The sequence below is a fragment of the Enterococcus sp. AZ009 genome, assembly GCF_050548785.1.
Classification (GTDB): domain Bacteria; phylum Bacillota; class Bacilli; order Lactobacillales; family Enterococcaceae; genus Enterococcus_D; species Enterococcus_D entomosocium.
The window spans coordinates 3,281,201-3,307,206 of the sequence record NZ_CP172960.1 but is presented as its reverse complement, the minus strand read 5'-3'; the positions used below and the strand labels follow the sequence as shown (position 1 = coordinate 3,307,206).

General features: G+C 43.2%; 23 protein-coding genes. 18 read left to right on the top strand and 5 right to left on the bottom strand.

The genetic code is table 11. The features are described from left to right. Nucleotides 1-70: 70 nt before the first annotated feature. Genes opp3b through IGJ74_RS15550 form a run of 5 tightly spaced genes read left to right on the top strand, consistent with a single transcriptional unit; the run spans nt 71 to nt 5,089 of the window. Nucleotides 71-1,012: an oligopeptide ABC transporter permease gene (gene opp3b, locus IGJ74_RS15570; protein WP_005233681.1), complete on the top strand. Its 942-nt coding sequence runs from the start codon at nt 71-73 to the stop codon at nt 1,010-1,012. Beyond that, nucleotides 1,012-2,055 (top strand): ABC transporter permease, encoded by a 1,044-nt coding sequence (locus IGJ74_RS15565; protein WP_005233683.1) that lies wholly within the window; start codon nt 1,012-1,014, stop codon nt 2,053-2,055. Before opp3b ends, IGJ74_RS15565 begins: the two co-directional genes overlap by 1 nt. Continuing rightward, entirely contained in the window at nt 2,055-3,107 is a 1,053-nt protein-coding gene (locus tag IGJ74_RS15560; protein ID WP_216593164.1) for an ABC transporter ATP-binding protein, read from the top strand. Before IGJ74_RS15565 ends, IGJ74_RS15560 begins: the two co-directional genes overlap by 1 nt. Before the next feature lie 14 nt (nt 3,108-3,121). Continuing rightward, nucleotides 3,122-4,060, top strand: coding sequence for an ABC transporter ATP-binding protein (locus IGJ74_RS15555; protein ID WP_005233685.1), 939 nt, complete (start codon nt 3,122-3,124; stop codon nt 4,058-4,060). A 30-nt stretch (nt 4,061-4,090) separates the two neighbouring features. After that, nucleotides 4,091-5,089 (top strand): RNA-guided endonuclease TnpB family protein, encoded by a 999-nt coding sequence (locus tag IGJ74_RS15550; RefSeq protein ID WP_008379437.1) that lies wholly within the window; start codon nt 4,091-4,093, stop codon nt 5,087-5,089. Between the two features lie 145 nt (nt 5,090-5,234). Here the strand turns inward: IGJ74_RS15550 and IGJ74_RS15545 are convergent, their stop codons facing one another. Both IGJ74_RS15545 and IGJ74_RS15540 read right to left on the bottom strand, forming a co-directional pair. Continuing rightward, entirely contained in the window at nt 5,235-6,065 is an 831-nt protein-coding gene (locus IGJ74_RS15545; protein ID WP_194188228.1) for an NUDIX domain-containing protein, read from the bottom strand. Between the two features lie 50 nt (nt 6,066-6,115). Beyond that, complete coding sequence (locus IGJ74_RS15540) at nt 6,116-6,391, bottom strand: hypothetical protein (protein WP_034872151.1); 276 nt, start codon at nt 6,389-6,391, stop codon at nt 6,116-6,118. A gap of 356 nt (nt 6,392-6,747) precedes the next feature. Here IGJ74_RS15540 and metG point away from each other — a divergent pair, with 356 nt between their 5' ends. From metG to IGJ74_RS15490, 10 genes are all read left to right on the top strand, one after another. Further along, complete coding sequence (gene metG, locus IGJ74_RS15535; RefSeq protein ID WP_005233704.1) at nt 6,748-8,754, top strand: methionine--tRNA ligase; 2,007 nt, start codon at nt 6,748-6,750, stop codon at nt 8,752-8,754. Between the two features lie 262 nt (nt 8,755-9,016). Then, nucleotides 9,017-11,695 (top strand): cation-translocating P-type ATPase, encoded by a 2,679-nt coding sequence (locus IGJ74_RS15530; protein ID WP_008379442.1) that lies wholly within the window; start codon nt 9,017-9,019, stop codon nt 11,693-11,695. A 171-nt stretch (nt 11,696-11,866) separates the two neighbouring features. Then, on the top strand, nt 11,867-12,295 hold the full coding sequence (locus tag IGJ74_RS15525; RefSeq protein ID WP_005228008.1) for a hypothetical protein: 429 nt from the start codon (nt 11,867-11,869) through the stop codon (nt 12,293-12,295). Nucleotides 12,296-12,779: 484 nt separating this feature from the next. Then, entirely contained in the window at nt 12,780-14,282 is a 1,503-nt protein-coding gene (gene abc-f / locus IGJ74_RS15520; protein ID WP_086316601.1) for a ribosomal protection-like ABC-F family protein, read from the top strand. 469 nt (nt 14,283-14,751) lie between these two features. Continuing rightward, nucleotides 14,752-15,825, top strand: a complete 1,074-nt coding sequence (locus IGJ74_RS15515) for an ABC transporter ATP-binding protein (protein ID WP_005233711.1) — start codon at nt 14,752-14,754, stop codon at nt 15,823-15,825. After that, nucleotides 15,825-16,706, top strand: a complete 882-nt coding sequence (locus tag IGJ74_RS15510) for a carbohydrate ABC transporter permease (protein WP_218193024.1) — start codon at nt 15,825-15,827, stop codon at nt 16,704-16,706. Before IGJ74_RS15515 ends, IGJ74_RS15510 begins: the two co-directional genes overlap by 1 nt. Before the next feature lie 4 nt (nt 16,707-16,710). After that, nucleotides 16,711-17,529 (top strand): carbohydrate ABC transporter permease, encoded by an 819-nt coding sequence (locus tag IGJ74_RS15505; protein ID WP_005228015.1) that lies wholly within the window; start codon nt 16,711-16,713, stop codon nt 17,527-17,529. Further along, nucleotides 17,513-18,805 carry an MBL fold metallo-hydrolase gene (locus tag IGJ74_RS15500; protein WP_005233728.1) on the top strand — a complete coding sequence of 431 codons (1,293 nt, stop codon included), beginning with the start codon at nt 17,513-17,515 and terminating at the stop codon, nt 18,803-18,805. Before IGJ74_RS15505 ends, IGJ74_RS15500 begins: the two co-directional genes overlap by 17 nt. A 16-nt stretch (nt 18,806-18,821) precedes the next feature. Beyond that, a complete protein-coding gene (locus tag IGJ74_RS15495) occupies nt 18,822-20,105 on the top strand; it encodes an ABC transporter substrate-binding protein (protein WP_016609876.1) in 1,284 nt (427 codons plus the stop codon). A 176-nt stretch (nt 20,106-20,281) separates the two neighbouring features. Further along, entirely contained in the window at nt 20,282-21,829 is a 1,548-nt protein-coding gene (locus tag IGJ74_RS15490; RefSeq protein ID WP_087664577.1) for a bifunctional metallophosphatase/5'-nucleotidase, read from the top strand. A 43-nt stretch (nt 21,830-21,872) separates the two neighbouring features. Here IGJ74_RS15490 and IGJ74_RS15485 read toward each other — a convergent pair whose 3' ends face one another. The 3 genes from IGJ74_RS15485 to IGJ74_RS15475 are packed head-to-tail and all read right to left on the bottom strand — an operon-like array spanning nt 21,873 to nt 23,460. Further along, nucleotides 21,873-22,034 (bottom strand): hypothetical protein, encoded by a 162-nt coding sequence (locus tag IGJ74_RS15485; protein WP_005233739.1) that lies wholly within the window; start codon nt 22,032-22,034, stop codon nt 21,873-21,875. Nucleotides 22,035-22,067: 33 nt separating this feature from the next. Next, a complete protein-coding gene (locus tag IGJ74_RS15480) occupies nt 22,068-22,418 on the bottom strand; it encodes a hypothetical protein (protein ID WP_005233740.1) in 351 nt (116 codons plus the stop codon). Nucleotides 22,419-22,437: 19 nt separating this feature from the next. Next, nucleotides 22,438-23,460, bottom strand: a complete 1,023-nt coding sequence (locus IGJ74_RS15475) for a lactonase family protein (RefSeq protein WP_087664578.1) — start codon at nt 23,458-23,460, stop codon at nt 22,438-22,440. Nucleotides 23,461-23,578: 118 nt separating this feature from the next. Between IGJ74_RS15475 and IGJ74_RS15470 the strand changes: the two genes are divergently transcribed. The 3 genes from IGJ74_RS15470 (at nt 23,579) to IGJ74_RS15460 (ending at nt 25,993) form a co-directional block, all read left to right on the top strand. Continuing rightward, nucleotides 23,579-23,932 carry a PTS glucitol/sorbitol transporter subunit IIA gene (locus IGJ74_RS15470; protein ID WP_034878298.1) on the top strand — a complete coding sequence of 118 codons (354 nt, stop codon included), beginning with the start codon at nt 23,579-23,581 and terminating at the stop codon, nt 23,930-23,932. A gap of 15 nt (nt 23,933-23,947) precedes the next feature. Next, entirely contained in the window at nt 23,948-25,129 is a 1,182-nt protein-coding gene (locus IGJ74_RS15465; protein WP_005233743.1) for an AI-2E family transporter, read from the top strand. A gap of 282 nt (nt 25,130-25,411) precedes the next feature. Further along, nucleotides 25,412-25,993 carry a TetR/AcrR family transcriptional regulator gene (locus IGJ74_RS15460; protein ID WP_087664579.1) on the top strand — a complete coding sequence of 194 codons (582 nt, stop codon included), beginning with the start codon at nt 25,412-25,414 and terminating at the stop codon, nt 25,991-25,993. The last annotated feature ends 13 nt before the right edge of the window (nt 25,994-26,006 follow it).

Here is a 26,006-nt window from a genome sequence, read left to right as displayed (position 1 = left end):
TTAATGATTCGTACTATGTTAATTTACATAATTATTGAATAGAAGTCAAAATACTTAAGGGGGAAACTGCGTGAACAGCTTTTTGAAATATTTATTGAAACGAGTGTTCTACATGGTCTTAACATTATGGCTGATTGCCACGATCACCTTTTTCTTGATGCAATTTTTGCCAGGAACACCATATACGAATGCTGAAAAATTAAGTCCAGAACAAATTGCCTTGCTAAATGAGCAAGCAGGATTGGACAAACCGATCATTACCCAATATTGGCTTTATTTGACCAATCTACTAAAAGGTGACTTTGGGATCTCTTTCCAATTTAAAAACCAGCCAGTAGCGAATTTATTATCAGGAAGAATCGGACCTTCACTGCAACTAGGACTACAAGCGATCATCTTTGGTACCTTCTTTGGGATCATTTTAGGAACGATCTCTGCAATGAAACAAAATACTTGGGTCGACACAACGTCTACCTTAGTGGCGATCTTAGGGCGTTCGATCCCTAACTTTGTCTTTGCCGTTTTGCTGCAATATATTTTTGCCATCAAACTAGGGATCTTGCCGATTGCCAAGTGGGAGACCTTTGCCAGCACGATCTTACCGACCGTCGCCTTAGCGATGTCGCCGTTAGCGGATTCCGCTAGGTTTATTCGAACCGAGATGGTGGAAGTGCTGCATAGTGATTATGTCGAGTTGGCACGAGCAAAAGGTTTGAGCCGCTGGGAAATTGCCTTCAAGCATGGTTTGCGGAATAGTTTGATTCCGTTATTGACGTTGTTAGGACCGCTAGCTGTCGGTTTGATGACTGGTTCCCTTGTCGTAGAAAATATTTTTGCGATCCCGGGTATCGGTGAACAGTTCGTAAAATCAATCATGACCAATGACTATCCGACGATCATGGCGGTAACGATCCTTTATTCCGCAATGTTGGTCTTTGTGATTCTTGTTGTTGATATTTTATATGGAATCGTTGATCCGCGGATCCGAGTTTCAGAAGGGAGTCGTGGCTAATGGCAGAGAAACCTTACACAGCAAATGATGTTGCTGCCATCGATGCAGCCAAATTTCAACCGTTACAAAAAAATACCAATGAAGAGCGTGAAGCGATCGCAACCCCCTCATTAACCTTTTTCCAAGATTCGTGGCGTCGTTTGAAAAAGAACAAAGCCGCTGTTTTCTCAATCGTTTTGTTGCTGATCATTATTACGATCTCAATCATTACCATTTTTGTCTCGCCACATGATCCGACCGCGCAAAATGTGACCTTTACAAATCTGCCGCCGAAAATTCCCGGTATCAACATCAATGGCTTAAACGGCTATGCGATGGTGGGAGGCGAGCTAGTAGATAAGTATGCAGCTGCCAATGTACCTGACGGGACATATTTCCTTTTAGGAACGGATGGATTAGGTCGTGACTTATTGAGTCGTCTATTTGTAGGGACACGTATCTCCTTATTGATTGCGTTTATCGCAGCGATGCTAGATATCATCTTTGGTGTAACCTATGGTTTGATCTCTGGTCTTTTAGGTGGACGAATCGATAATGTGATGCAACGTTTCCTAGAAATCTTATCAGGTATTCCCAACTTGGTGGTAATGATCTTAATGCTGGTAGTTTTCGAACCTGGGATCTTCTCGATCGTGGCAGCAATGGCGATCACTAACTGGATTCCAATGGCGCGGATCGTACGGGCCCAAACAATGAAACTAAAAGATCAGGAATTCGTTTTAGCCGCAACAACGCTGGGGGAAAGCCGTCTCAAGATTGCGATGAAACACGTATTACCAAATATTTCCAGCGTGATCATCGTACAAATGATGTTCAGTATTCCCTCGGCGATTTTCTTCGAGGCCTTCCTAAGCTTTATTGGGCTAGGATTAAAACCACCTTCAGCATCTTTAGGGATGTTACTAAGCGATGGCTACAAAACCTTCTTGTTCCTGCCTTACCAAATGTGGGTACCGGCTGTGACCTTGTCTGTGATTATGATTGGGTTCAACTTGCTGGCAGACGGTTTGCGTGATGCCTTTGATCCGAAAATGAAAGAGTGATTGCTATGAAAAAAGTCTTAGAAGTGAAAAACTTAGAAATTTCTTTTGACACCTTTGCTGGGAAAGTCCAAGCGATCCGCGATGTCAGTTTCGATCTATACAAAGGAGAAACCTTGGCGATCGTGGGCGAATCCGGGAGCGGCAAGTCCGTGACAACCCGCAGTATCATGGGGTTATTAGCCAGCAATGCCAATGTCGATAATGGCCAGATCCTCTTCAATGGGACGGACATTTTGAAAAAATCCGAAAAAGAACTGCAAAAAATCCGTGGCAAGGAAATCGCCATGATTTTCCAAGATCCAATGACTTCACTAGACCCAACGATGCCGATTGGCAAGCAAGTGGCAGAGTCATTGATGAAGCACAACAAAATCAGTAAAAAAGAGGGCTTGCGACAAGCGTTGGAATTACTGAACCTTGTCGGCATCCCGAATGCTGAGAAACGCTTGAAAAATTATCCGCATCAATTTTCGGGTGGTCAGCGGCAGCGGATCGTTATTGCGATCGCGCTGATCTGTTACCCACAGATCTTAATTGCAGATGAACCGACGACTGCATTGGATGTAACGATCCAAGCACAGATCTTAGAGTTATTAAAAGATATTCAGAAGAAAATCAATTCGTCCATCGTCTTTATCACCCATGACTTGGGTGTCGTTGCCAATGTGGCTGACCGAGTAGCCGTGATGTATGGTGGGAAAATCGTCGAAGTGGGCACCGCAGAAGAAATCTTCTACAACCCGCAACATCCATACACCTGGGGCTTGTTGGGTTCGATGCCAACGTTAGAAGGGACAGGCGATCGTTTGTACGCGATTCCTGGTTCACCGCCGGATCTGTTGGACCCGCCAACCGGGGACGCTTTTTATCCACGAAACGAATTTGCTTTGCAGATCGATGCAGAACAGCAACCGCCGTTCTTTGATGTTTCACCGACCCACAAAGCAGCAACTTGGCTGTTAGCGCCGCAAGCACCGAAGGTAACTCCGCCGGATGAGATCTTGATTCGCTGGAAAAAATTCCAAGAAAAAAATACTCAGGCATCTGTCTAAAGGAGGAGAAACGGTTGGAAAAAGTTTTACTTGAAGTAAAGAATCTCAAACAATATTTTAACGTTGGCCGCAAAGACGAAGTCAAAGCCGTCGATGATATCTCCTTCCAAATCTATGAAGGAGAAACCTTTGGTCTAGTAGGTGAATCCGGAAGCGGAAAATCGACCACTGGACGGACGGTGATTCGTTTGAATAATCCTACCGGAGGCGAAGTTCTTTTTGATGGACAAGATGTTATGAAAATCAAAGGCAAGAAACCGCTGGCTGATTTTCGCCGGGAAGTTCAAATGGTCTTCCAAGATCCTTATGCCTCCTTGAATCCACGGATGAAAGTTCGCGACATTATTGCCGAAGGGATCGATATCAACGGATTAGCTAAAAATGAAAAAGAACGCAATGATCGGGTGGATGAACTCTTGCGAACCGTCGGACTAAACCCAAGTCATGGAACCCGTTATCCTCATGAATTTTCAGGGGGACAACGTCAGCGGATCGGAATCGCCCGAGCATTAGCCGTCGATCCAAAATTCATCATTTGTGATGAACCGATCTCGGCATTGGATGTTTCGATCCAAGCCCAAGTTGTCAACTTGCTGCAAGATCTGCAAGAAGAACATAAATTGACGTACTTGTTTATCGCCCATGATTTATCGATGGTCAAACACATCAGCGATCGGATCGGCGTGATGCACAATGGCAAACTGCTAGAAGTAGGAACCAGTGATGAAATCTATCATTACGGGGTCCATCCGTATACTGAAAGTCTTTTATCAGCGATTCCGCTGCCAGATCCTGACCATGAGCGTCAACGCAAACGGATCAAATACGTCAGCGAACCAAACGATAACCAAGAACGAGCAATGGAAGAGATCGCACCAGGACATTTCGTTTATGCCACGAAACAAGAAGCCAAGATCTACCAAGAAAAGTTAGCACAAAAAAAGGGGAACTAGCGTCAAAGGTATAGGGAGTGTTAGGAGGAGATGAAACTGGGTGTTTTAAAAGCATACAAATTTCGGATCTATCCTAATGGACAGCAAAAACAGTTTTTCATCGAAACCTTCGGCTGTGTTCGGTTTACGTACAATCAACTGCTGGAGGCGAAGATGGAGGAGCTGGCCAACAATGAAGCAAAGCAAGGGTTGACGCCAGCCAAACTAAAAAAGGAGTATCCTTTTTTGAAGGAGACCGATAGTTTGGCATTGGCGAATGCACAAAGGAATCTGGACCGAGCGTTTCGAAATTACTTTCAAAAGCGGGCTGGCTTTCCAAAAATGAAAACCAAAAAAAGTATTTGGCAATCGTATACTACGAATAATCAGCAGCACACCATTTACTTTGAAGAGGATCAAATCAAGCTGCCAAAGCTCAAAACACTGGTTCCAGTAAAAAAGCATCGGGAGATCAAAGGGAAAATCAAATCGGCAACGATCTCAGCGAAAAACAATGAAGAGTTTTATATCTCGATTCTTTGTTTGGAAGAGATCACACCACTCCCGAAACAGCAAGCGTCTATCGCGGTTGTTTATGATCCGCAGCAGCTGATCAAAGCCAACCAATCGGTACCGGTCACTTGTGAGCATGCGATCCAAACAAAACAGAAGCTGACACGAGCAGAACGCAAACTTCAGGTGAAAGCTACGGCGGTCAAACGGAAAAAAATCCTTTTGACTCAGGCACGAAATTATCAGAAGCTAAAAGGAAAAGTCGCTCGCCTCTATCGTTTTCACTGCTGTCAAAAGCGGGAATTCATCGATCAAGTCAGTTATCATCTCGTAAAACAGTACGATACAATCTATTTGGAACAAATTGCTGAAGAAACGGTTCTAAAAGCCGGTCATTACAGCATCAGCGATTGGCATCAGTTTGTTCGCAAAATCCAGTACAAAGCGCAGTGGTACGGCAAAGAACTGCGTTTTGTCACGTTGGACACGCAGGACCAACAGAAGCTAGAGCGGCTCTCAGGCGAAATGAGCAGCTGATCTGCTTGAACTGGAAGGAACGCCAGGGATCGCCTAGGGTATAGAAAAAATCTTTCTGATTTTTGTTTCTAGGAACCACGTTCACTAATTATGATTAACCAGCAACCCCCTGCCAAACTACGGTCTGACAGGGGGTTGTATTTTTTTACATTTTGTCACCTAAAAATGCGTCATTTAAGCGATAGATCTTTGAGGGACGCCCGATGCCGACGGGCTTTTCGCCAACTTCCGTAAAATATTGGAGCATGGATTTTTTAAAGTTGGAATGATCGATCATTTTAAAATCGATCCCTAAAAACTTGGCGAATACTTTACGGGCTTCCGTGATCGTAAAGTCTTTGCCTAACACGAGCAGCACTTGTGGCTCGTGTTCCATCTTGTTGGCAACCCGTTTGAAAGCTTTGAGGATGATCGCGCTGTGGTCAAAAGCCAACGTATCTTTTCCAACAGAGGCGCCAGTCACTAGGTCAAGAATGATCTCGATCTCGCCGCTGGTCAAATAAATTTGATTGGCTTTTCTTTCTAAAGAGAACCAGCGTACTTGGTTCGCATCGTCACCGGCACTTAAGGGTTCTTCACCGATAAAAGCCAAATAGCTGACGGTGATCACCCAACCGCGAGGATCGCGATCTGGGGTGCTGAAGGTATGCAGCTGTTCGATGTTTTGCTTGGAGATGGTGACCCCGATCTCTTCTTGCGTCTCACGGATAACACTTTGCCCCGTCGATTCATTGGGATTGACGAAGCCTCCCGGCAATGCCCAAGAATTACGGAAAGGGTGGCCTTTTCTTTGGATCAGCGCAATTTTTAATTGTTCTTCTTCTTTGTTGTAACACATCAAAACCATATCGACGGTTACGGAAGGTTTCTCGTATTTCGGCTGATCTTGTGCCTGATACCACGTAAGAAAGTCTGCTTCAGAAGCTTCTTTCTCATAGTAGTGTTTTTCAGCTGATTTTGAGGTAAATTCTTTCATTGGTTTCTCCTGCCTTAGATAAAGTAAGTAACTGAGCGCGATGGTTTTCCTTAACGGAAAAAATAAGGAACGATCAAATTAATGAAAAACAGTGCGAGATAAAGCCAAGAAGACCGAGGGTGTTCTTTGAGTGCTAAATAGCCCCAAAGAGCGATCCATAGCAGAAAAGCTACCCGTAGGATTGCCAGCGCTGTCGCAAAAAGCGCCGCGTAATCATGGCTGTTGAAGTAAGCAAACAAAAAGGGGTAACCTGTGGTTGAAAAGAGCAAGTGCCCCACAGAAAGCGCGGTTAAAAGCAAAAAATGCTGTTTGTTTTTTCGAGTCATAGCGTTCCTTTCTATAAGAGAAGTCTTCCTCATTATAGCAAAAGAAGTACCTGTTAATCAAAGAGAGATAAAACACCTTTATTTCTTATGAGATTCGTTGTCAGGATCAGATTCTTCCCCTAGAACATTGAAGTGAACGGCTATCTGCGCTATGATAACTAGTAGAAAAGAAATACTCAAATCTGCTGGTTTATTTGCTGCGTTTTAAGGACGAAAACGATTCCTTTGCTTCTTTTAGAGCATGAAGAAAGGTCTTATTATGTCCGCTTTTTTGATTAAATTTATAGCATTTTTGGGTTGCGAACTGTATACTACCTAAGTATACACTTTACTAGTGAAAAGGAGGACTTGCGTCCATGGCTGAAAAAGAAACATTCTATATTACGACGCCAATTTATTATCCAAGCGGCAAGCTGCATATCGGGAATTCTTACACGACGATCGCTTGTGATGCGGTAGCACGATACAAACGATTGATGGGCTTTGATGTCTTTTATTTAACGGGTGTCGATGAGCACGGTCAAAAAATCGAGAAAAAAGCAGAAGAACTTGGCGTAGATCCGCAAGAATACGTCGACAAAATGGCAGCTGACGTCAAGAAATTATGGAACACACTAGACATCAGTTATGACAAATTTATCCGTACAACGGATGACTACCATAAAACAGCCGTTCAAAAAATCTTCCAGCAATTGCTTGATCAAGGCGATATCTATCTTGGTGAGTATGAAGGCTGGTATTCTGTTTCTGATGAAGAATACTTTACTGAAACGCAATTAGCAGAAGTTTACCGAGATGAAGAGGGCAAAGTCATCGGCGGCAAAGCGCCAAGCGGTCATGAGGTAGAATTGGTGAAGGAATCTTCTTATTTCTTCCGCATGAGCAAATACGCCGATCGTTTGGTTCAATACTATGATGAACATCCAGAGTTCATTCAACCAGAATCACGCAAAAATGAAATGCTGAATAACTTCATCAAACCAGGTTTAGAAGACCTGGCTGTTTCCAGAACGACCTTTAAATGGGGCATTCCTGTCACGGCTAGTCCTGAACACGTGGTGTATGTTTGGATCGATGCGTTATCTAACTATATTACGGCATTAGGCTATGGCTCAGAGGACGATTCCTTGTTCCAAAAATACTGGCCAGCTGACGTGCATATGGTTGGGAAAGAAATCGTGCGTTTCCATACGATCTATTGGCCAATCATGCTGATGGCCTTAGACTTGCCCTTACCGAAAAAAATCTTTGGTCATGGCTGGTTGATGATGAAAGACGGCAAGATGTCGAAATCAAAAGGCAATGTCGTTTATCCAGAAATGTTAGTGGAGCGCTACAGCTTAGATGCGTTGCGTTACTATCTATTACGGGCGGTTCCTTTTGGTAGCGATGGTGTGTTTACACCAGAAGATTTCGTTTCTCGTTTGAACTACGATCTAGCCAACGACTTAGGCAACCTGCTGAATCGGACGATCGCCATGATCAATAAATATTGTGATGGCTTAGTGCCCGATTATGCCTCAAAAGTAACGCCTTTTGATAGCGAGCTGTCAACGACTGCGGCCAATGTGGTTGGTCGTTACCATGAAGCCATGGATAAAATGGAATTCAGTACGGCATTGTCAGAAGTTTGGACATTGATTTCCCGTGCCAACAAATACATTGACGAAACCCAACCATGGGTGTTAGCCAAAGAAGAAGAAAAGCGCGCGGAATTAAACAGTGTGATGGTTCATTTGGCGGAAAGCTTACGCATCGTTGCGATCTTATTGCAACCGGTGATGACAGAAACACCAGCCAACATTTTCCAACAATTAGGATTGGCTTCTGTTGCCATGGATCTGAAAGATTTACGCTTTGGTGAATTTCCAAGTGGCACGAAAGTCGTTGCCAAAGGCACACCGATTTTCCCTCGGTTGGAACTTGAAACAGAAGTAGCCTACATCCAAAAGAAAATGGCTGAAGGGACACAAAGTCCAGAAGAAACAGTCAAATGGAATCCAGAAGAAACCACATTGCAATCAGACAAAGCCGAGATCAAATACGAAGACTTCGACAAGATCGAATTAAAAGTGGCAGAAGTCGTTGATTGTCAAAAAGTCAAAGGGGCCGACAAGCTGCTACAATTCCGCTTAGCTGCGGGAGATGATCAAGATCGTCAAATTTTATCGGGGATTGCTGAATTTTATCCAGAACCACAAGATTTGATCGGCAAAAAAGTCGTGATCGTTGCCAACTTGAAACCACGGAAAATGCGGGGGCAAGTCAGCCAAGGAATGATCCTTTCTGCAGAAGACAATGATGGTCGTCTGCAAATCGTGGAAGCGCCAAAAGGCATGCCAAACGGCTCGGTCATCGCTTGATTTTTAAGAGAAATTCTTTGTTGAATTTCAGCGAAAATAAAATTGCCAGACCCGAAAAGTTTTTGTATAATGTAGGTTATTGATATGAACATGAGGGAGTAATTGGCGGATTTTATCTGCGGCAGTATCACCATCCTGAAAGAAATTTCTGGTGCTGTCTTAAACAGTGAGACTTATGTATGCTTAGACAGTGCATACATAAGTCTATTTTTTTTCATATCATGTACAATAAAGGAAGAGTAAGTATAAAAGGAGGAGAAACATGTCAGAAGAAAACAAAAAGGAGCAGCTATCGCAGGCGTTTTATGCGCAAGAAGCGCAGCATGTTCTGGAAGAAATGCAAACAGATGCCAATGGATTAACGAACGATGAAGCGCAAAAACGCTTATCTGAGTATGGTCCCAACGAATTAGAAGAAGGCAAAAAGAAATCGATGGCACAAAAATTCTTTGAGCAATTTAAAGATTTGATGATCATCGTTTTGCTAGCGGCGGCAATTATCTCAGCAGTCGTTTCCCATGAAGTCGTGGACTCAATTATTATTTTAGCAGTTGTCATTATCAACGCGATCATGGGTGTTGTTCAAGAGGCAAAGGCAGAGCAGGCCATCGAAGCACTAAGAGAAATGTCCACACCAAATGCCAATGTCCTGCGTAATGGTCATACCGTCACCATCAAGAGCGATGAATTGGTTCCGGGGGATATTGTCCTATTAGAAGCTGGCGATGTCGTACCGGCAGATTTACGCCTCTTAGAAGCAAGTTCGTTAAAAATTGAAGAAGCCGCTTTGACCGGTGAATCCGTACCAGTCGAAAAAGAATTGACTGTCATCGAAGGGACGGATGTCGGGATCGGCGATCGCGTCAATATGGCCTATTCAAACAGTAATGTGACCTATGGCCGCGGAAAAGGGGTCGTGGTCAATACTGGAATGGGAACCGAAGTTGGGAAAATCGCTGGCATGCTAGCTAGCGCCCAAGAAACCGAAACACCGTTGAAGCGTAACTTAAATGAACTAGGAAAATTCCTGACGATCGCCATCATTATCATTGCAGTGATCATGTTCTTTGTTGGAACGATCTTTAACAATACGTCATGGGTCGACATGCTATTGACTTCGATCTCATTAGCAGTAGCGGCGATCCCAGAAGGGCTGCCAGCGATCGTAACGATCATCTTAGCCTTAGGTACGCAAGTAATGGCGAAACGAAATGCAGTGATCCGTAAATTGCCTGCGGTTGAAACCCTTGGGGCAACGGACATTATCGCTTCTGATAAAACCGGTACTTTGACGTTGAATCAAATGACCGTGGAAAAATTGTATGTCAATAACAAACAACATGCTGCTTCAGAAGATATTCCGCTAGACAACATGGCATTAAAAGTCATGAACTTTGCCAATGATACAAAATTTGGTGAAGAAGGCAACTTGATCGGTGATCCGACCGAGACCGCATTGGTGCAATTCGGGATGGATCAAGGATTCCATGTGCGGGATCTCGTCAATCAAGAACCACGGGTAGCGGATCTGCCCTTTGATTCTGACCGAAAACTTATGAGTACGATCCACCAACAAGAAGACGGCCGCTATTTAGTTGCTGTCAAAGGTGCACCGGATGTCTTACTAGGCAGAACCTCAAAAGTACTATTGGATGGCCAAGAGCTACCAATGACGAATGAAGAAAAAGAAAAAATCTTATTCAACAATACCGATATGGCAAAACAAGCGCTGCGGGTATTGGGAATGGCCTACAAATACGTAGATCAAGTGCCAGAAAACTTAGAATCAGAAATCGTCGAAAATGATTTGGTCTTTGCTGGCTTAGTCGGAATGATTGACCCAGAACGGGCAGAAGCAGCCGATGCGGTACGTTTAGCCAAAGAAGCTGGGATTCGTCCCATCATGATCACCGGAGACCACCGGGATACAGCTGAAGCCATTGCGGGACGTTTAGGGATCATCAAACCGGGCGATGATGATGCTGTCTTGACCGGCGCTGAACTCAATAAAATGAGCGAAGAAGAGTTTGCCCAAAAGGTAGCCCACTACTCAGTCTATGCGCGGGTATCGCCGGAACATAAAGTCCGCATCGTCAAAGCTTGGCAGCAAGAAGGCAAAGTCGTTGCCATGACTGGTGACGGGGTCAATGATGCACCATCCTTGAAACAAGCAGATATTGGGGTAGGTATGGGGATTACGGGTACCGAAGTTTCTAAAGGTGCTTCCGATATGGTCCTAGCCGATGACAACTTTGCTACGATCGTCGTAGCAGTGGAAGAAGGACGTAAAGTCTTCTCCAATATTCAAAAAGCGATTCAATACTTGCTAGCCGCTAACCTAGGGGAAGTTTTGACCTTGTTCTTAGCAACCTTGTGGGGTTGGGACTCGCTATTGCCGATCCACTTGCTTTGGATCAACCTAGTAACCGATACCTTCCCAGCAATTGCCTTAGGAATGGAGCCTGCTGAAAAAGATCTAATGAAACATGCACCGCGGGGACGCAGTTCCAACTTCTTCTCCGGTGGTGTGATGAGCAGTATCATCTACCAAGGGATCTTAGAAGCAGCAACCGTGCTGTTCGTTTATTGGTCAGCGATCCAATGGCCCGTTCACAATACGTACGATGCGATCCATGCCGATGCCTTAACGATGGCCTTTGCCACGTTAGGATTGATGCAATTGTTCCATGCCTTCAACGTCAAATCGATCCATCAGTCGCTCTTTAAAGTAGGAGCATTTAGAAACAAAGCCTTCAACTGGGCGATCCTGTTGTCCTTTGCGTTGATGCTAGTGATCTTCATTGTGCCAGGATTAAACGATATCTTCCGTGTCGCACACCTTGACTTGTATCAATGGGGCATCGTTTTAGGCGCCTCCTTTGCGATCATTCCAGTCGTTGAGATCGTCAAAGCGATCCAACGAGCAATGGGACGCAAATAAGCCAAAAATAAACAGAAAAACAACGAATGGTCTGCTGTCCTTCTCCATGGGCAGCAGGCCTTTTTTTGCTGGCTTATTTTCGATAAACCCTATGGCTGTTTCTTGACCTTTTCATTTGCAGCAAGAAACGGTAAAATAGAAGATAATAACAAAGAAAGTAGGGGACCCACTGTGCGACCAAACTTAGGTTTTTATGTACAAACAATCAACGATCTTGTCAAAGAAACAGAAGCAATCGGGGAGAAAATGAATCCCAATTATGAAGAGATCCGCAAAGCGATCGACGAGAAGAAAGAAGCAGAGGTAACACCTGAGCGGCTAGCTGAGATTACCAGAATTTTTAAAGAAGGCACGGACAAATACCGCTTGATGCTGGAAAAAATCAGCAAATTGCGTCCACCAGCGAATGTGATGGGGATCCATAAAAAATTCGAGCGAGCGTATATGAAATATGTTGCCGGCTGTGATGAGATGATTTTGAGTCTGGATAACAAAATCGACCAAGAAGCCTTTGATGCAGCTGAAGCTAAGCAAGATGAAGCAACGGACGAAATTTCTTTTGCTATCCAACGGATGACCGCTTTATTGTTAAAAAAATGATAAACATTCAAGTTAAACAAGAGTTATTTAATTTAACTGTTATGTTTTTCACATGTAAAGTTTTTTTATCGGAGGTATAATGAATTCACAACCAACAACCTTTTTATTTTTCATTTTACTCCTTTTGCCATCAGGACTAACCAACCTGATGGTTTTTTTTGTTTTTTAATGAAGTGTTTCCATCAAAAGCGGGGATAGTTTGTGAACAAAATATAAAGTTGAAATAGCAAGGAATAGCAAGCTTGCGCTTTTTTGTCGATCAATGCTATACTTAGGGCACTATTAAACGAAATGAGGGATCCTCCATTGAAAAATTAACCAATTTGTTGAAAGCTGCATGAAACTGTTCCTCCAAGGGGATAGTCTGCAGATTTTCAGGATTGGTTGACTTTTTCAATGGGGGATCTTTTTGTGTACCTCTAAAAACTGATTCTGAAAATAGCTTTAGTCTACTCTATTCCGTGAATAGAGACGAGGTATATTTATGTCGAATATCAGTATTAATCATTTAACTTTTGGCTTTGATAGCCAGGAACGGTTGCTTTTTGAGGATGCCAACTTGAACCTTGATACTCAATGGAAATTAGGGTTGATTGGCAGAAATGGTCGCGGCAAAACGACCTTGCTGCGTTTGCTGCTCAATGAATTGCCGTATAGCGGCTCGATTACCCATGAGCAGCAATTCGTTTATTTTCCCTTAACCGTCGCTGACGATCAGCAACTGACGCTTTTTGTTTTACAAGAATCAGGTGAATTTGAGCAGTGGCGTTTGGAACGAGAATTGAACCTGCTGCAACTTGATCCAGAAGTTCTTTGGCGGCCCTTTGCCACTTTATCTGGCGGCGAGCAAACGAAAGTTCTATTGGCGCGTTTGTTCGTTGATGAAGAGAATTTTGCTTTGATCGATGAGCCAACCAACCATTTGGATGTGACCGCTCGCCAACATGTTGCCCGCTATTTGCAGCAAAAAACCGGGTTTATCGTTGTGAGCCATGATCGACAGTTTGTCGATGAAGTCGTCGATCATGTATTGGCGATCGAAAAAAGCCGCTTGGTGTTGTACAAAGGGAATTATTCAGTTTATGAACTGCAAAAGCAGCAAAAAGATGCCTATGAGCAAGAACAAAACAGCAAGTTGAAAAAAGAAATCGGTCGTTTGAAGCAGACGGCAGCCGAGAAAGCGGAGTGGTCCCGAGGACGCGAACGGGACAAATTAGGGTCGCCGACCAAAAAAGGCAGTGGGGCAATCTATGATACGGGGGCGATCGGTGCCCGAGCGGCACGGACCATGAAGCGCTCGAAAGCGATCGTTAAACGGATGGAAGATCAAATTCAAGACAAGTCTGCGTTGTTAAAAGACATTGAGTGGATCGATCCTCTGAAAATGACCCCGCTTGTTAGCCATCATGACGTGTTGCTGGAAGCAGAGCATTTTCAGCTCGGCTATGAGAAGCCTTTGTTTAAACCGCTGACGTTTGCGATCCGTCAAAAAGAGCGCTTGGGGATTCAAGGGGCCAACGGATCTGGCAAGTCCAGTTTGATTGCGAGTATTTTAGGTACTTTCGAAGGACAGCAGACAGGGACGATCAAAACAGCCCATGGGATCACCATCAGTTATGTTCGACAAAACTACGAGGACAATTGTGGGATGCTGACAGAATTTGCCCAAGAGCATGGCTTGAATTATCAAGATCTGCTAAATAACTTAAAAAAGCTTGGCTTGGAAAGAGCTGTTTTTCAAACGCCGATCCAGCAAATGAGCATGGGGCAGCGTAAACGCGTGGAACTAGCCAAATCATTAGCAACACCAGCAGAATTGTTTATCTGGGATGAACCTCTGAATTATTTGGATGTCTTCAATCAGAAGCAATTAGAGGAAGTAATCCATTTGGTGGAGCCTTCTATGCTGATCATTGAACACGACCGTTATTTTCTTGAGCAAGTCTCAACGAAATTGCTGACGTTGACGATCGATGAAGTCGAATAACTGAAGGGAAAAAAGGACGATTGTTTTCTTTGGGGAAACCGTCCTTTTTTGTTATTTTAATCGGAGAGATACTGACGATTTTAGTAAGTATTTAATAAGGGTGCTTTTGATAAAAAAGCTGTGTAAAAATAGTGTTATTATACACAGGTATGTATATTAGATAAAATTCATTCATTTTTTCATGAAAATTTTCGAAAAATGACGAAATGTTCGGGATTAGCGGGTAGAATTCCCTTTGAATCACTCATCGTTTTCTCATTGTTTGGTAAATTAATTAAAAATTCTTTCATAATTCCCATTGGTTTTTACAAAACATTTACAATAATAGTATCGAATAAAAACATTCGTTTGTTATGATTAAAATCGAATTTCTTTGAGCGTTTGACCGAAACATCAAGAGTTCGTTTTTTTTGTGACTTGAAATGCCAGTCAACTATTCAGAGGAAAAAGAGAAAATGGAGGGGCAGTTTTGATAGAAGTAGTCGGGTTGAAGAAGGTTTTTGATAATAAGTTCGAAGCCTTGAAAGCAGTAGATTTTACAATAGAAAAAGGCGATTTGGTTTGTTTGTTGGGACCTAGTGGTTGCGGGAAATCGACGATATTGAATTTGATCGCGGGGTTGTTAAGTCCCACCGATGGTGATATCCGCTTTAATGGTACTTCCGTTGTTAAGACGGAGCCGAAAGACCGCAATATCGGGTTTGTTTTTCAGAACTATGCCCTTTATCCCCATATGACTGTGTTAGAAAATGTCATGTTTCCTTTGACAGTCGGAGAGAAAAAGATCAAGAAAAATGAAGCACAAAAAATTGCTGAAAAGTTCATGAAACTGACCAATATTGAAGAATTAAGTCAGAAAAAACCAGGAACCCTTTCCGGTGGACAACAGCAACGGGTCGCCATTACTCGTGCTTTGGTACAAAGTCCAGAAGTGTTACTGCTGGATGAACCATTGAGTAACTTAGATGCCCGTTTGCGCTTGAAGATCCGTGAAGAGATCCGTCGGTTAGTCAAAGAAGTAGGTATCACTACAATCTTCGTGACACATGACCAAGAAGAAGCTCTTTCTATCAGTGATAAGATCATTTTGATGAACGAAGGGATCATTCAACAAAATGACGATCCGCAAAACCTTTACTTAGAACCAAACAATCTTTTCGTAGCGAAATTCATTGGTAATCCAATCATCAACATCTTGCCAGTAGAAGTCAAAGAGGGACAAATGATCCATCCAGCATTCACGATCCCAGTTGACCGCTTTACCGACATTCGCTTCAAGAAACCATTGACAGACGGCCAATATACGTTAGGTATTCGTCCAGAAGATGTGCTGACCACTTTACAAACAGGGTTGTTCCAAACAGAAATCAAGAGTGTGGAGCTGATCGGACGAGAACGAATCTTGAACTTTGATCTGGCTGCAAAACATATGAAATCGATCGTTAGTATTGAAGAGATCATTGAAGAAGGCGCGCAAGTGTCATTTGATTTTCATTACAAAAAAGCCTTTATCTTTGATGAAAAAGGAGAGCGGGTCTACTAATGTTCAAAAAAAATTATAACCCTGAGAATCAACCAAAGGCGTGGCTGTTTTTACTGCCTTCATTGGTCATTATTTTCTTATTCAGTGTGTATCCGCTGTTTCGTTCCTTCATCATGAGTTTCCAAAAAGGAACCTTGATTAACCAACAGTATGCTGGGCTTGAGAACTATCAAAGGGTTTTAACGGACCCCGTATTCTTTCGAGCACTGCAAAACACAGCGCTGTTTGCTTTTGCGGTCGTGCCGATCTCGCTGGTCCTCTCATTAGCGATCGCGTGGATCATTTTTGAAAAAGTCAAACACAAAAGTTTTTTTGAAACGATCTTCTTTATGCCCTATGTCACAAGTACGATTGCGATCGGGATCGTGTTTCGTTACTTTTTCAACGGCTCTTACGGGATCATTAATTATCTGCTAGGTCTTGTCGGCATTGCGCCAGTCAACTGGCTAGATAACGTCAATATGAGTATGACGACCTTGATCATCTTTGGCGTTTGGACGAGCCTCGCCTTCAACATTATTATCTTGTTGGCAGGAATGCGCAACATCGACAAAGAACACTACAAAATCGCAAAAATGTTTGGCGCCACCGACGGTGAGATTTTTCGGAAAATCACCTTTCCGCAATTGATCCCGACCTTTGCTTTCTTGTTGACGGTCAATCTGATCAGTGCCTTTAAAGTTTATACCCAAGTATATGCTTTGTTTGGCGGCCAGCCAGGGATCGCTCGTAGTGCAACGACGGCAGTCTTTTATATTTATGACAAATTCCATATCGCCGGACGTCCGGGGATTGCAATGGCGGCAACCGTGATCTTGTTTATCATTATTTTGCTCGTCACCTTTATCCAAAATAAACTTTTGAAGAAAGTGGGCGAATAAACGAATGAAAAAAATTGTCACGATTGTTTCGATGCTGTTTTTAGCAATTTTAGCAGTGATCACGCTATTTCCCTTTGTCTATATGATTTTAGCTGGTCTAATGACCTACAGTGAAGCAACCAGTATTCCACCGACGATCATGCCAGAGTCCTTCCAATGGAGCAACTACGGGGAAGTCTTTACCCGAGCACCGTTTTTACGCTACTTCTTTAATACGGTCTTCGTTTCCGCGGTGACGACTATCGCGACGCTGATCACGGCAATTTTAGCTGCTTTTGCATTAACGAGTCTTGAATTCAAATACAAGCGTCTCGTGATTGGTTTGATGATCTCCTTACTGATGGTTCCATATGAATCCATCATCTTTACCAATTACAATACGATTGCGCGAATGGGCTTATTGAATACGTATAGTGCCTTGATCATTCCCTTTCTGACTAGTATTTTTTACATCTATTATTTAAATGGCTATTTACAAAGTATTTCCAATACCTTTTACAAAGCGGCCAAAATCGACGGTGCTAGCGATTTGGCTTACATTCGGCGGATTTTGATCCCCATGTCAAAACCAGCCTTAGTGACAGTCGGGATTCTGACGTTCATCTCTAGCTGGAATTCCTTCTTATGGCCGTTGCTAGTAACCAATGAGAAAAAATACCGCCTCTTAAATAATGGGTTGGCTGCCTTTACCACAGAAAGCGGCAGCGATGTTCATTTACAGATGGCGGCAGCGACCTTGACCGTCATTCCAATTCTGATCATTTACTTGATCTTTAGAAAAGAAATTATCAAAGGAGTGGCTAAAGATGGCATCAAAGGATAAAACAACGATCACCTTCCATAGCGGAATTTTAACGATTGGAGGAACCGTCATCGAAGTTGCGTACAAAGATGCCCATATCTTTTTTGATTTCGGTTCGGAGTATCATCCAGAAACACCCTTACCAGATGAAGAATTACAAACGTTAGTTGCGCATCGCTGGATACCAGAACTGAAAAATGTCTACGATCCACGCTTAGACTACACGTACCAAGGAAGCGAAACGAAAGAATACCAAGAAACAGCAGTTTTTCTTTCCCACGCCCATCTGGATCATTCCAAGATGATCAACTTTTTAGACCCAAATATTCCTATGTACACCTTGAAGGAAACCAAAGCGATCCTCGAAGTGTTGAATCAAAAAGGGGACTTCTTGCTGCCCGTTCCTCATGAGGAAAAAAGCTTTGTCCGTGAATTGATCGGCTTAGAACCCCATGATGTGATTCGGATCGGGGAAATCGAAGTCGAGATCATTCCAGTCGATCATGATGCGTACGGTGCGGCGGCCTTGTTAATTCGCACGCCGGATCATTTTATCGCTTATACCGGTGATTTGCGTTTGCATGGCTATCATCCAGAGCGTACCAAAGAATTCTGTCAATTAGCCAAACACACGGATCTATTGATGATGGAAGGGGTCAGCATCAGCTTTCCAGAAAGAGAACCGGACCCCAAAGCGATCACAGTGGAAAGTGAAACAGAATTGATCGAGACCTTCGTGCGTTTGGTCAAAGAAAATCCCCAACGACAAATTACTTTCAATGGCTATCCAGCCAATGTCGAGCGCTTTATGGCGCTTGTTGAAGCCGCGCCGCGGACGGTTGTTTTAGAGGCGACGCAAGCTGCTTTGTTGAAAGAAATTTTCAATAAAGATGTACCGTTCTATACGATCGATGATCAAGTACCAGCGACTCTCGATCCAGCCTTCGCCATTTCTTATCAGGCATTATGTGCCGACACGAGCCAGTACCTTTGGCAAGCAGTCGCGCATTTTGAAAACTTGCAGACGGGTGGTTTGTATATTCACAGTGATGCGCAGCCGTTAGGCGATTTTGATCCAGCTTATCAAGTCTTTTTGGATCAATTGGCAGCACTGGAGATCGAATTTGTCCGTTTGCCAAACTCGGGACATGCGAAACCAGCTGATTTAGATCAGATCATTGCATGGATCGAGCCCCAACGATTGGTTCCAATCCATACGCTGAAACCAGAAAATCTGGTGAATCCGTATGGTGAAAGAATATTGCCGCAACGCGGTGAAAAAATTATTTTAGAGTGATAGAGGAGAGGAAAAAATGAAAACAAAGAAACTTGCATTTGCAGCAGCTGCAGCCGCGACATTGGTATTAGGGGCTTGTGGAAACAACAACGATTCATCTGGTTCTACGGAAAGTGATGAAATCGTTACAGAACTAAGCGAAGATACGACTGTCACCTTTTGGCATGCAATGAATGGTGCGCAAGAAGAATCATTGACGAAATTGACCGAGCAATTCATGGACGAAAATCCAAACATCAAGATCGAATTGCAGAACCAATCAAGCTATCCTGATTTGCAAGCAAAGGTGAATTCAACCTTGCCTTCACCAAAAGATCTGCCAACTATCACCCAAGCATATCCTGGTTGGTTATGGAATGCTGCCCAAGATGACATGCTAGTTGACCTTGGCGAATACATCAACGATGATACTATCGGTTGGGGTGACCAAGAAGAGATCCGCAGTGCCCTTTTAGATGGTGCACAAATCGACGGCGTGCAATACGGGATTCCTTTCAACAAATCTACAGAAATGCTGTTTTACAATGCAGACATGTTAGACGAGTATGGTATTGACGTACCAACAAACCTGGAAGAATTAAAAGAAGCTTCTCAAGAAATCTATGAAAAATCAAACGGTGAAGTCGTAGGTGCTGGTTTTGACTCATTAAACAACTACTATGCCATCGCAATGAAAAATCAAGGCGTTGATTTTGACAAAGACTTGCAATTAGACAGCGATGAATCAAAAGAAGTCATCAACTACTACCTAGATGGTGTTAAAGACGGCTACTTCCGAATCGCTGGTTCTGACAAATACTTGTCTGGTCCATTTGCCAACGAGCAAATCGCAATGTATGTCGGCTCAATCGCAGGGGAAGGCTTTGTTAAAAAAGATACCGAAGGCAAATTTGAATATGACGTAGCAGCTCGTCCAGAACCAATCAACTTGCAACAAGGAACTGACTTGTATATGTTCAACAGCGCAACACCAGAGCAACGCACCGCTGCTTTTGAATACATGAAATACCTAACTTCGCCAGAAGCGCAAAAAACATGGGCGATCGATACCGGCTACATGCCAGTTGTTGAATCTGTTTTGGAAAGCGATGAATACAAAAACAATCCTGAAACAAAAGTCGCTGCCAAATTAGAAGATGCAACCAAAGAATTGTTCTCGATCCCAGTGATTGAAAATGCTGATCCTGCTTACAATGAAATGCGTTCAATCATGGAAAACATTTTGTCTAATACAGATCAAGATGTCGATCAATTGATTGAAAACGCGAAACCACAATTAGAAGATGCTTGGAACCAATAATTCTGAATTTCTTCGTCAAAATAGGGTATAATCAGGGAAACACCTGAGAATGAAAGACAAAAGGGTTTGTGCCATAAGGTTTGAAGACACAAGGAAGCAGAAAATGCTGGCTTTCGAGGGTTTTCGACTTATGCGCATGCCCTTTTGGTCTATTGAGGGGAAAAGGAGTCTTTTGAATGAAAATCACGTTTTTAGAAACGAGCGATATGCATGGCTATGTCTATCCAACCAATTTTGCCGATGACACGGAACAAGGATTCGGCGTGGCAAAAGTTGCTACCAAAATGAAAGAGCTACGTCAAGCAGCCACCGGACCGGTCGTAACGATCGAAAATGGCGACTTTATCCAAGGCTCGCCCTTAAGCTATTACATCGCCAAAAGCCAGCACTCCGTTGCCGCATTGACCGCTGTCGTCAACCACCTAGACGTTGATGTTCATGTCTTAGGCAATCATGAGTTCAACTACGGTCTGCCTTATTTGCAAGAAGCGATCGCCAGCTACCAAACACCAGTGCTGGCAGCGAATATTTTAAATGAAGCGGGGGAACCATTCTTTGGGCAAGCTTACACCATCATTGAAAAAGAAGGGGTAAAGATCGCGATTTTAGGAATGGTGACGCCCTATATTCCTCATTGGGAACAACCTGCGACGATTCGCGGGATGCAGTTTGTCAGCATCGTTGAGACAGCGAAAAACTATGTACCTTACTTACGAGAACAAGCCGATATCGTTGTCATCAGCTACCATGGCGGCTTCGAGCGTGATTTAGTCACTGGGGAACCGACCGAATTATTGACTGGCGAAAATGAGGGCTATCAATTACTGCAGGAAGTTTCAGGAATCGATGCCTTCTTCACAGGACACCAACATCGTGAGATTGCCACAAAAATCAATGGTGTCCCTGTTGTGCAGCCCGGTTATCGTGGAAGCTTTATCGGCGCCATCGAATTGACGGTTGAAAAAAATCAGACAGGGGTTCATGTCACAAACAGTACGGCTGCGTTGATCCCTGTTGCGGATGCTGTCCCAGATCAAGAGACATTGGCTTTGTTAGCACCCATCGAAGAAGAGTTACAAACATGGCTAGATCAGCCGTTAGGCAAAGTCAGTGGGGATATGCGAATCACCGATCCGATGGGGGCACGCTTGAAAGAGCATCCTTATATTGAATTCATCAATCGTGTTCAGATGGCTGCCAGTGGCGCCAAAATTTCTGGCACTGCTCTTTTCAACAATGAAGGCAAAGGCTTTGGCGCAACCATCACGATGCGGGATGTGATTACCAATTATATTTACCCAAATACGTTAGCTGTAGTCAAAATAACAGGTGCCGAATTAAAAGCTGCTTTAGAACAAACGGCGGATTATTTAGCCGTTGTTGACGATCAGATCGTTTTCAATCCTGCTTTTATTGAACCAAAACCGCAATATTATAACTACGATATGTATGAAGGCATCGAGTATACGATCGATCTTAGTCAACCCGTTGGTCAACGAATCACCCGTTTGGACTTTGAAGAAAAAGCCATTGCGATGGACCAAGAATTAGAGATCGTCATCAACCAATACCGTGCCGTGGGCGGTGGCAACTACGCCATGTTTTCTGCCGAAAAAATCGTTCGTGAGATTCAAGTCGATATGACGGAACTGATTGCTGACTATTTGAAACAGCATCCTCAGATCGAAGCTACGACGAATCAAAACTTTCTAGTGACGTTATAATAGCAAAACAGCCTGCGATGAATGAATCATCGCAGGCTGTTTCTTAATTTTCTACATTACGTACATAGTCATCAAAGTATTTTACCAAATCCGCTTTGACTTGTTGATAGTCTTCTTCGGAATAGTCTTTGTCTTCTAGTTTTGCTTCGAAAAATGGCATGGCCAATTCTTCTCGTAAACGATCCAACACTTGTTCTTGGTTCATAACGTCACCTTTTTCACTTTTGATTTGATTTCATCATAACAAATGAAATGAGGCTGTCAATGCTTCGTAAGTGTCTTTCATTTTTTCTAAACGATTTTTTAAAGAAACAAAATCATCGTCATCATGAAAAAGGACTTGTTTTAATTCAAAATAATAGATCTCAAAAGCATCAAAGAAAGCAATGACTTCCGCTGTTTGCAGCTCTTTGGCAGTATCGCAGCGAATATAGGCTTTTTCAGCGATCGCATACGTTTCCGCAGTCGTTAATAGGACCAATGATTCATTGTATTTGCGGCTCGTCACTAGTTCAAAGGTTGATTGACATTTATTGTAGATATTAGAAAAATCTTTGAGCACGAGTTCCTTTGGTGTTTTATCAAACATGGGGGAATCCTCCAAAACTTTATTTTTTGAATAAGACGCAGACACATTCTGGTGCGTAGATGTCTTTTTCTAAGACAGTCAATTTGCCAGTGGCTTCATCGCGTTTGTATAACGTTAGGTTATCAGAATTTTGGTTGGCACAAACCAGATAATCGTTTGTCGGGTCCAAATCGAAATCGCGAGGGAAGTCGCCTTCTGTTGAGATTGATTGAACAAAAGCCAGGCCAGCGCCTTCATCGGTTACTTCAAAAACAGCGATTGAATTGTGGCCACGATTTGAGCTGTAAACAAAACGTCCATCGTTCGAGATCCGTACCGCAGCGCCACTGCTGAAATCCGTAAAGTCCGCAGGGATCGTTGGCACCTTTTGGATTTTCTCAAAACTGCCATCTGCTTGATTGTAGCGTAAAACAGTCAATGAGCTGTCTAATTCGCCCACTAAGTAAGCGTATTGGTTATTTGGATGGAAGACTAAGTGACGAGGACCAGTTCCGTCTTCTGCCACATAGACAGCTACTTCTGTCAGTTTGCCATCTTCTGAAATATCATAAGTATAGACCCGGTCCGTTCCAAGGTCACAAACTGCTAAACGTTGGTCTGGTGTTAAGTCAGTATAATGGACATGAGGTTTGTCTTGGTTTTCATGAGAGCCGACGGGTTCATCATGGTAGATGCTGTCCGTTGCTTCGATGCTGCCATCTTCTAGAATTTTATAAACATTCACTTCACCTTTGTGGTAGTTGGCACCATATAAAAGCTGACGGTTTTCATCAACTGCTACATAGCAAAGGGGTGCGCCTTCTTCCGTTGCGGTATTCAGCAAGGTAAAGTCTGGGGTATAAGCAGCGGCGCCACCGTTGCCAGCTACTTCTGTGACGCTGTAAACTGCTTCTTTTTTACTGCGGGCAAGATAAGTCGGACTTTTTTCTTCCGCGCATAAGGTCAAATCGGTCAGTGTTCCTTTTTCCGTATCTAAAGCGATCGAATAGATCCCTTTACTTTCGCGACGAGTGTACGTACCCAAATAAATCGTTTGCAACATAAAAAAACCTCCTAATAGTTTCATTCCTCTTTAATTCTACCATAGAATGCGGTTTTGGGCGGGTAGAAAAACTCTTTATGTTATAATAAACGAGAAGATAGAAAGGGGAGTTTGTCATATGAAAAAAGGGACGATCAAAGAAATTGGTCCACAAGCGATCGATTCGCAAGAAAGAATGATCATCTTCTTTGGGGAAGAAGCGACCGATACATTGCGAGAATATTCAGTCATCCAAACGATTCCTGATTCGCAAGAGTTAGTCGTAAAGAAAGAGGATCAGATTACTTTTGGTGATCAGACCTATCAAGTCCAATATGTAGGAACGGTGGCTAACCAAATCCTGCAAACGATCCAGCATGTGACCTTTGTCTTTGACGAAGTGCCGGCTGAAGAACCGCTTTCAAGTGCGATTTATTTAACGCCAACTGTTTTGCCGAACCTCGAAGTCGGCATGCAAGTGGCGTACAACTAGGAGGCAAAGAATGTCATGAAAGAAACGCAGAAAAAGCCGCATTCCTGGTTTTGGAAATGGTTTTTAAACAATCAAGCAGTGACCAGCTTGCTGGTCATTTTATTGATTCTCTTAATTTTGCTGCTCTTCACGAAAGTTTCATATTTGTTTGAGCCTGTCTGGCAATTTTTAGCCATCGTCGGATTGCCAATCATTTTGGCGGGGATCTTGTATTACTTGATGAATCCCACTGTTGACTATTTGGAGCGCAAAGGAATCAAACGAATTTACAGTATTTTTGGTCTTTTTGTTTTGGTGGTTGGTCTGATTGTCTGGGGGGTGGTGGTCATCATTCCTAAGATCCAAGAGCAATCCATGAGTTTTGCGGATAATCTGCCGGGGTATTTGACGATTATTGAGAATAAGGTGAATGAAATCTTGTCTGATCCAATCTTCTCGCAAGTCCAAGATCAGATCGAAGCTTCCAATGAGAAGTTGATTTCTTCTCTGACGGATATCGTCCAAAATCTTTCCCGCAGTACGATTCAAAATCTAGGTAGTTTCTTCGGGGCCGTTGCGACGATCGTTTTAGCGGTCATTACCATGCCGTTTATTTTGTTCTACCTACTGAAAGATGGCCGCAAACTAGCCCCTTATTTTGTCAAATTTTTACCAACCAAAATGCGCCAGCCGTCACTGATCGTTTTAAAAGAAATGAATGACCAGGTATCCTCCTATATTCGGGGACAGCTGACAGTGGCGTTTGCGGTCGCAGTGATGTTTATGATCGGCTTTAGTATTATTGGCTTAGATTATGCCATCACACTGGGGATTGCAGCGGGATTTCTAAATTTGATCCCTTATTTAGGCTCCTTTTTGGCCATGATCCCTGCGGTCTTTTTAGGAATCGTCGGCGGACCAGTGTTACTGATCCAAGTTCTGATCGTTTTTGTTATTGAGCAAACCATTGAAGGACGCTTGATTTCGCCATTAGTTCTAGGAAATGAGTTGTCGATCCATCCTGTCACGATCCTGTTAGTCCTCTTGACTTCAGGAAAATTGTTTGGTCTTGTTGGGGTCATTTTAGGGATTCCTGTCTATGCGGCTGCCAAGGTGATCATTACCCATGTGTTTGAATGGTATACGCGGGTTTCCTCCTTGTATGAAGAGGAAGAACCAATCCTCGAAGCACCACCAGAGGACACCCCAGAAGTTTAGCAGCTTCGAGTGCAAAAGAGTCCATACGTATTATCAACGGTACAGCCTTTTTCTGTGGGCTGTACCTTTTTTGTGCGGATAAAAGAGCCAGCAATCATTGGAAAGTAACGGAAGATTTACAACCTATGAACGATGATTTGTGAGAAATCGACAGCTCTTTATTCAATAGAAAGAGCGAGGGAGTAGTGTCTTGGACCCGATTGACTTCGCAGGAACAAAAGAATATAATCGAGTTATATAAATCGTTTATATAATGTGACTTGTGCTTAAGGAGGGGCTTGGATGCCAAAACAACGAATAACAAAGGAAATGGTGGTTGATGCCGCTTTTGAGATTGCTCGAAAAGGCGGTATGGAGCAAGTGATTGTCAAAAATATTGCGGAAAGGTTAGGCTGTTCAGTCCAGCCCATTTATAGTTATTGCACCAATATGGAAGGACTGCGGACAGAAGTAGAGCAGAAAGCACGGCAATTTTTACAAGCGTATCTAGAAGCCCATAGCGACCCCCAGGATCTGTTTCGCAGTACCGGACACGCGTATTTGCAATTGGCGAAAGAAGAACCCCAAATTTTGAGAATTTTTGTCTTACAAAAAAGAGCGAATGTTTCGTCATTAGAAGAGCTGTATCAGTTGGAGACGAATCCTCAAGTAGCAAAAAGGATTGCCGCCGATTTGAACATCAGCATAGAAACCGCCAAACAGCTGCACTTGCATATGCTCATTTACACGATCGGAATCGGTACGATTTTCGCAGTAACGACACCAGGTATTCCACTAGGTGAAATCTATGCACAACAGGAAGAAGCTTACGAGATGTTTTTGAAACAGGCAATAGATGGCACAAAAAGTAGGTCGCAGTCCTAACTGCAGGGAGGAA

Bases quoted from the DNA above. Each gene is read 5' to 3' on its own strand.
- IGJ74_RS15545 (WP_194188228.1), bottom strand. From the start codon at position 6,065: ATGAAAGAATTTACCTCAAAATCAGCTGAAAAACACTACTATGAGAAA.
- IGJ74_RS15500 (WP_005233728.1), top strand. From the start codon at position 17,513: ATGGCATCAAAGGATAAAACAACGATCACCTTCCATAGCGGAATTTTA.
- IGJ74_RS15460 (WP_087664579.1), top strand. From the start codon at position 25,412: ATGCCAAAACAACGAATAACAAAGGAAATGGTGGTTGATGCCGCTTTT.
- IGJ74_RS15475 (WP_087664578.1), bottom strand. From the start codon at position 23,460: ATGTTGCAAACGATTTATTTGGGTACGTACACTCGTCGCGAAAGTAAA.
- IGJ74_RS15505 (WP_005228015.1), top strand. From the start codon at position 16,711: ATGAAAAAAATTGTCACGATTGTTTCGATGCTGTTTTTAGCAATTTTA.
- IGJ74_RS15495 (WP_016609876.1), top strand. From the start codon at position 18,822: ATGAAAACAAAGAAACTTGCATTTGCAGCAGCTGCAGCCGCGACATTG.
- IGJ74_RS15470 (WP_034878298.1), top strand. From the start codon at position 23,579: ATGAAAAAAGGGACGATCAAAGAAATTGGTCCACAAGCGATCGATTCG.
- IGJ74_RS15510 (WP_218193024.1), top strand. From the start codon at position 15,825: ATGTTCAAAAAAAATTATAACCCTGAGAATCAACCAAAGGCGTGGCTG.
- metG (WP_005233704.1), top strand. From the start codon at position 6,748: ATGGCTGAAAAAGAAACATTCTATATTACGACGCCAATTTATTATCCA.
- IGJ74_RS15490 (WP_087664577.1), top strand. From the start codon at position 20,282: ATGAAAATCACGTTTTTAGAAACGAGCGATATGCATGGCTATGTCTAT.
- IGJ74_RS15540 (WP_034872151.1), bottom strand. From the start codon at position 6,391: ATGACTCGAAAAAACAAACAGCATTTTTTGCTTTTAACCGCGCTTTCT.
- abc-f (WP_086316601.1), top strand. From the start codon at position 12,780: ATGTCGAATATCAGTATTAATCATTTAACTTTTGGCTTTGATAGCCAG.
- IGJ74_RS15530 (WP_008379442.1), top strand. From the start codon at position 9,017: ATGTCAGAAGAAAACAAAAAGGAGCAGCTATCGCAGGCGTTTTATGCG.
- IGJ74_RS15550 (WP_008379437.1), top strand. From the start codon at position 4,091: ATGAAACTGGGTGTTTTAAAAGCATACAAATTTCGGATCTATCCTAAT.
- IGJ74_RS15465 (WP_005233743.1), top strand. From the start codon at position 23,948: ATGAAAGAAACGCAGAAAAAGCCGCATTCCTGGTTTTGGAAATGGTTT.
- IGJ74_RS15485 (WP_005233739.1), bottom strand. From the start codon at position 22,034: ATGAACCAAGAACAAGTGTTGGATCGTTTACGAGAAGAATTGGCCATG.
- IGJ74_RS15565 (WP_005233683.1), top strand. From the start codon at position 1,012: ATGGCAGAGAAACCTTACACAGCAAATGATGTTGCTGCCATCGATGCA.
- IGJ74_RS15480 (WP_005233740.1), bottom strand. From the start codon at position 22,418: ATGTTTGATAAAACACCAAAGGAACTCGTGCTCAAAGATTTTTCTAAT.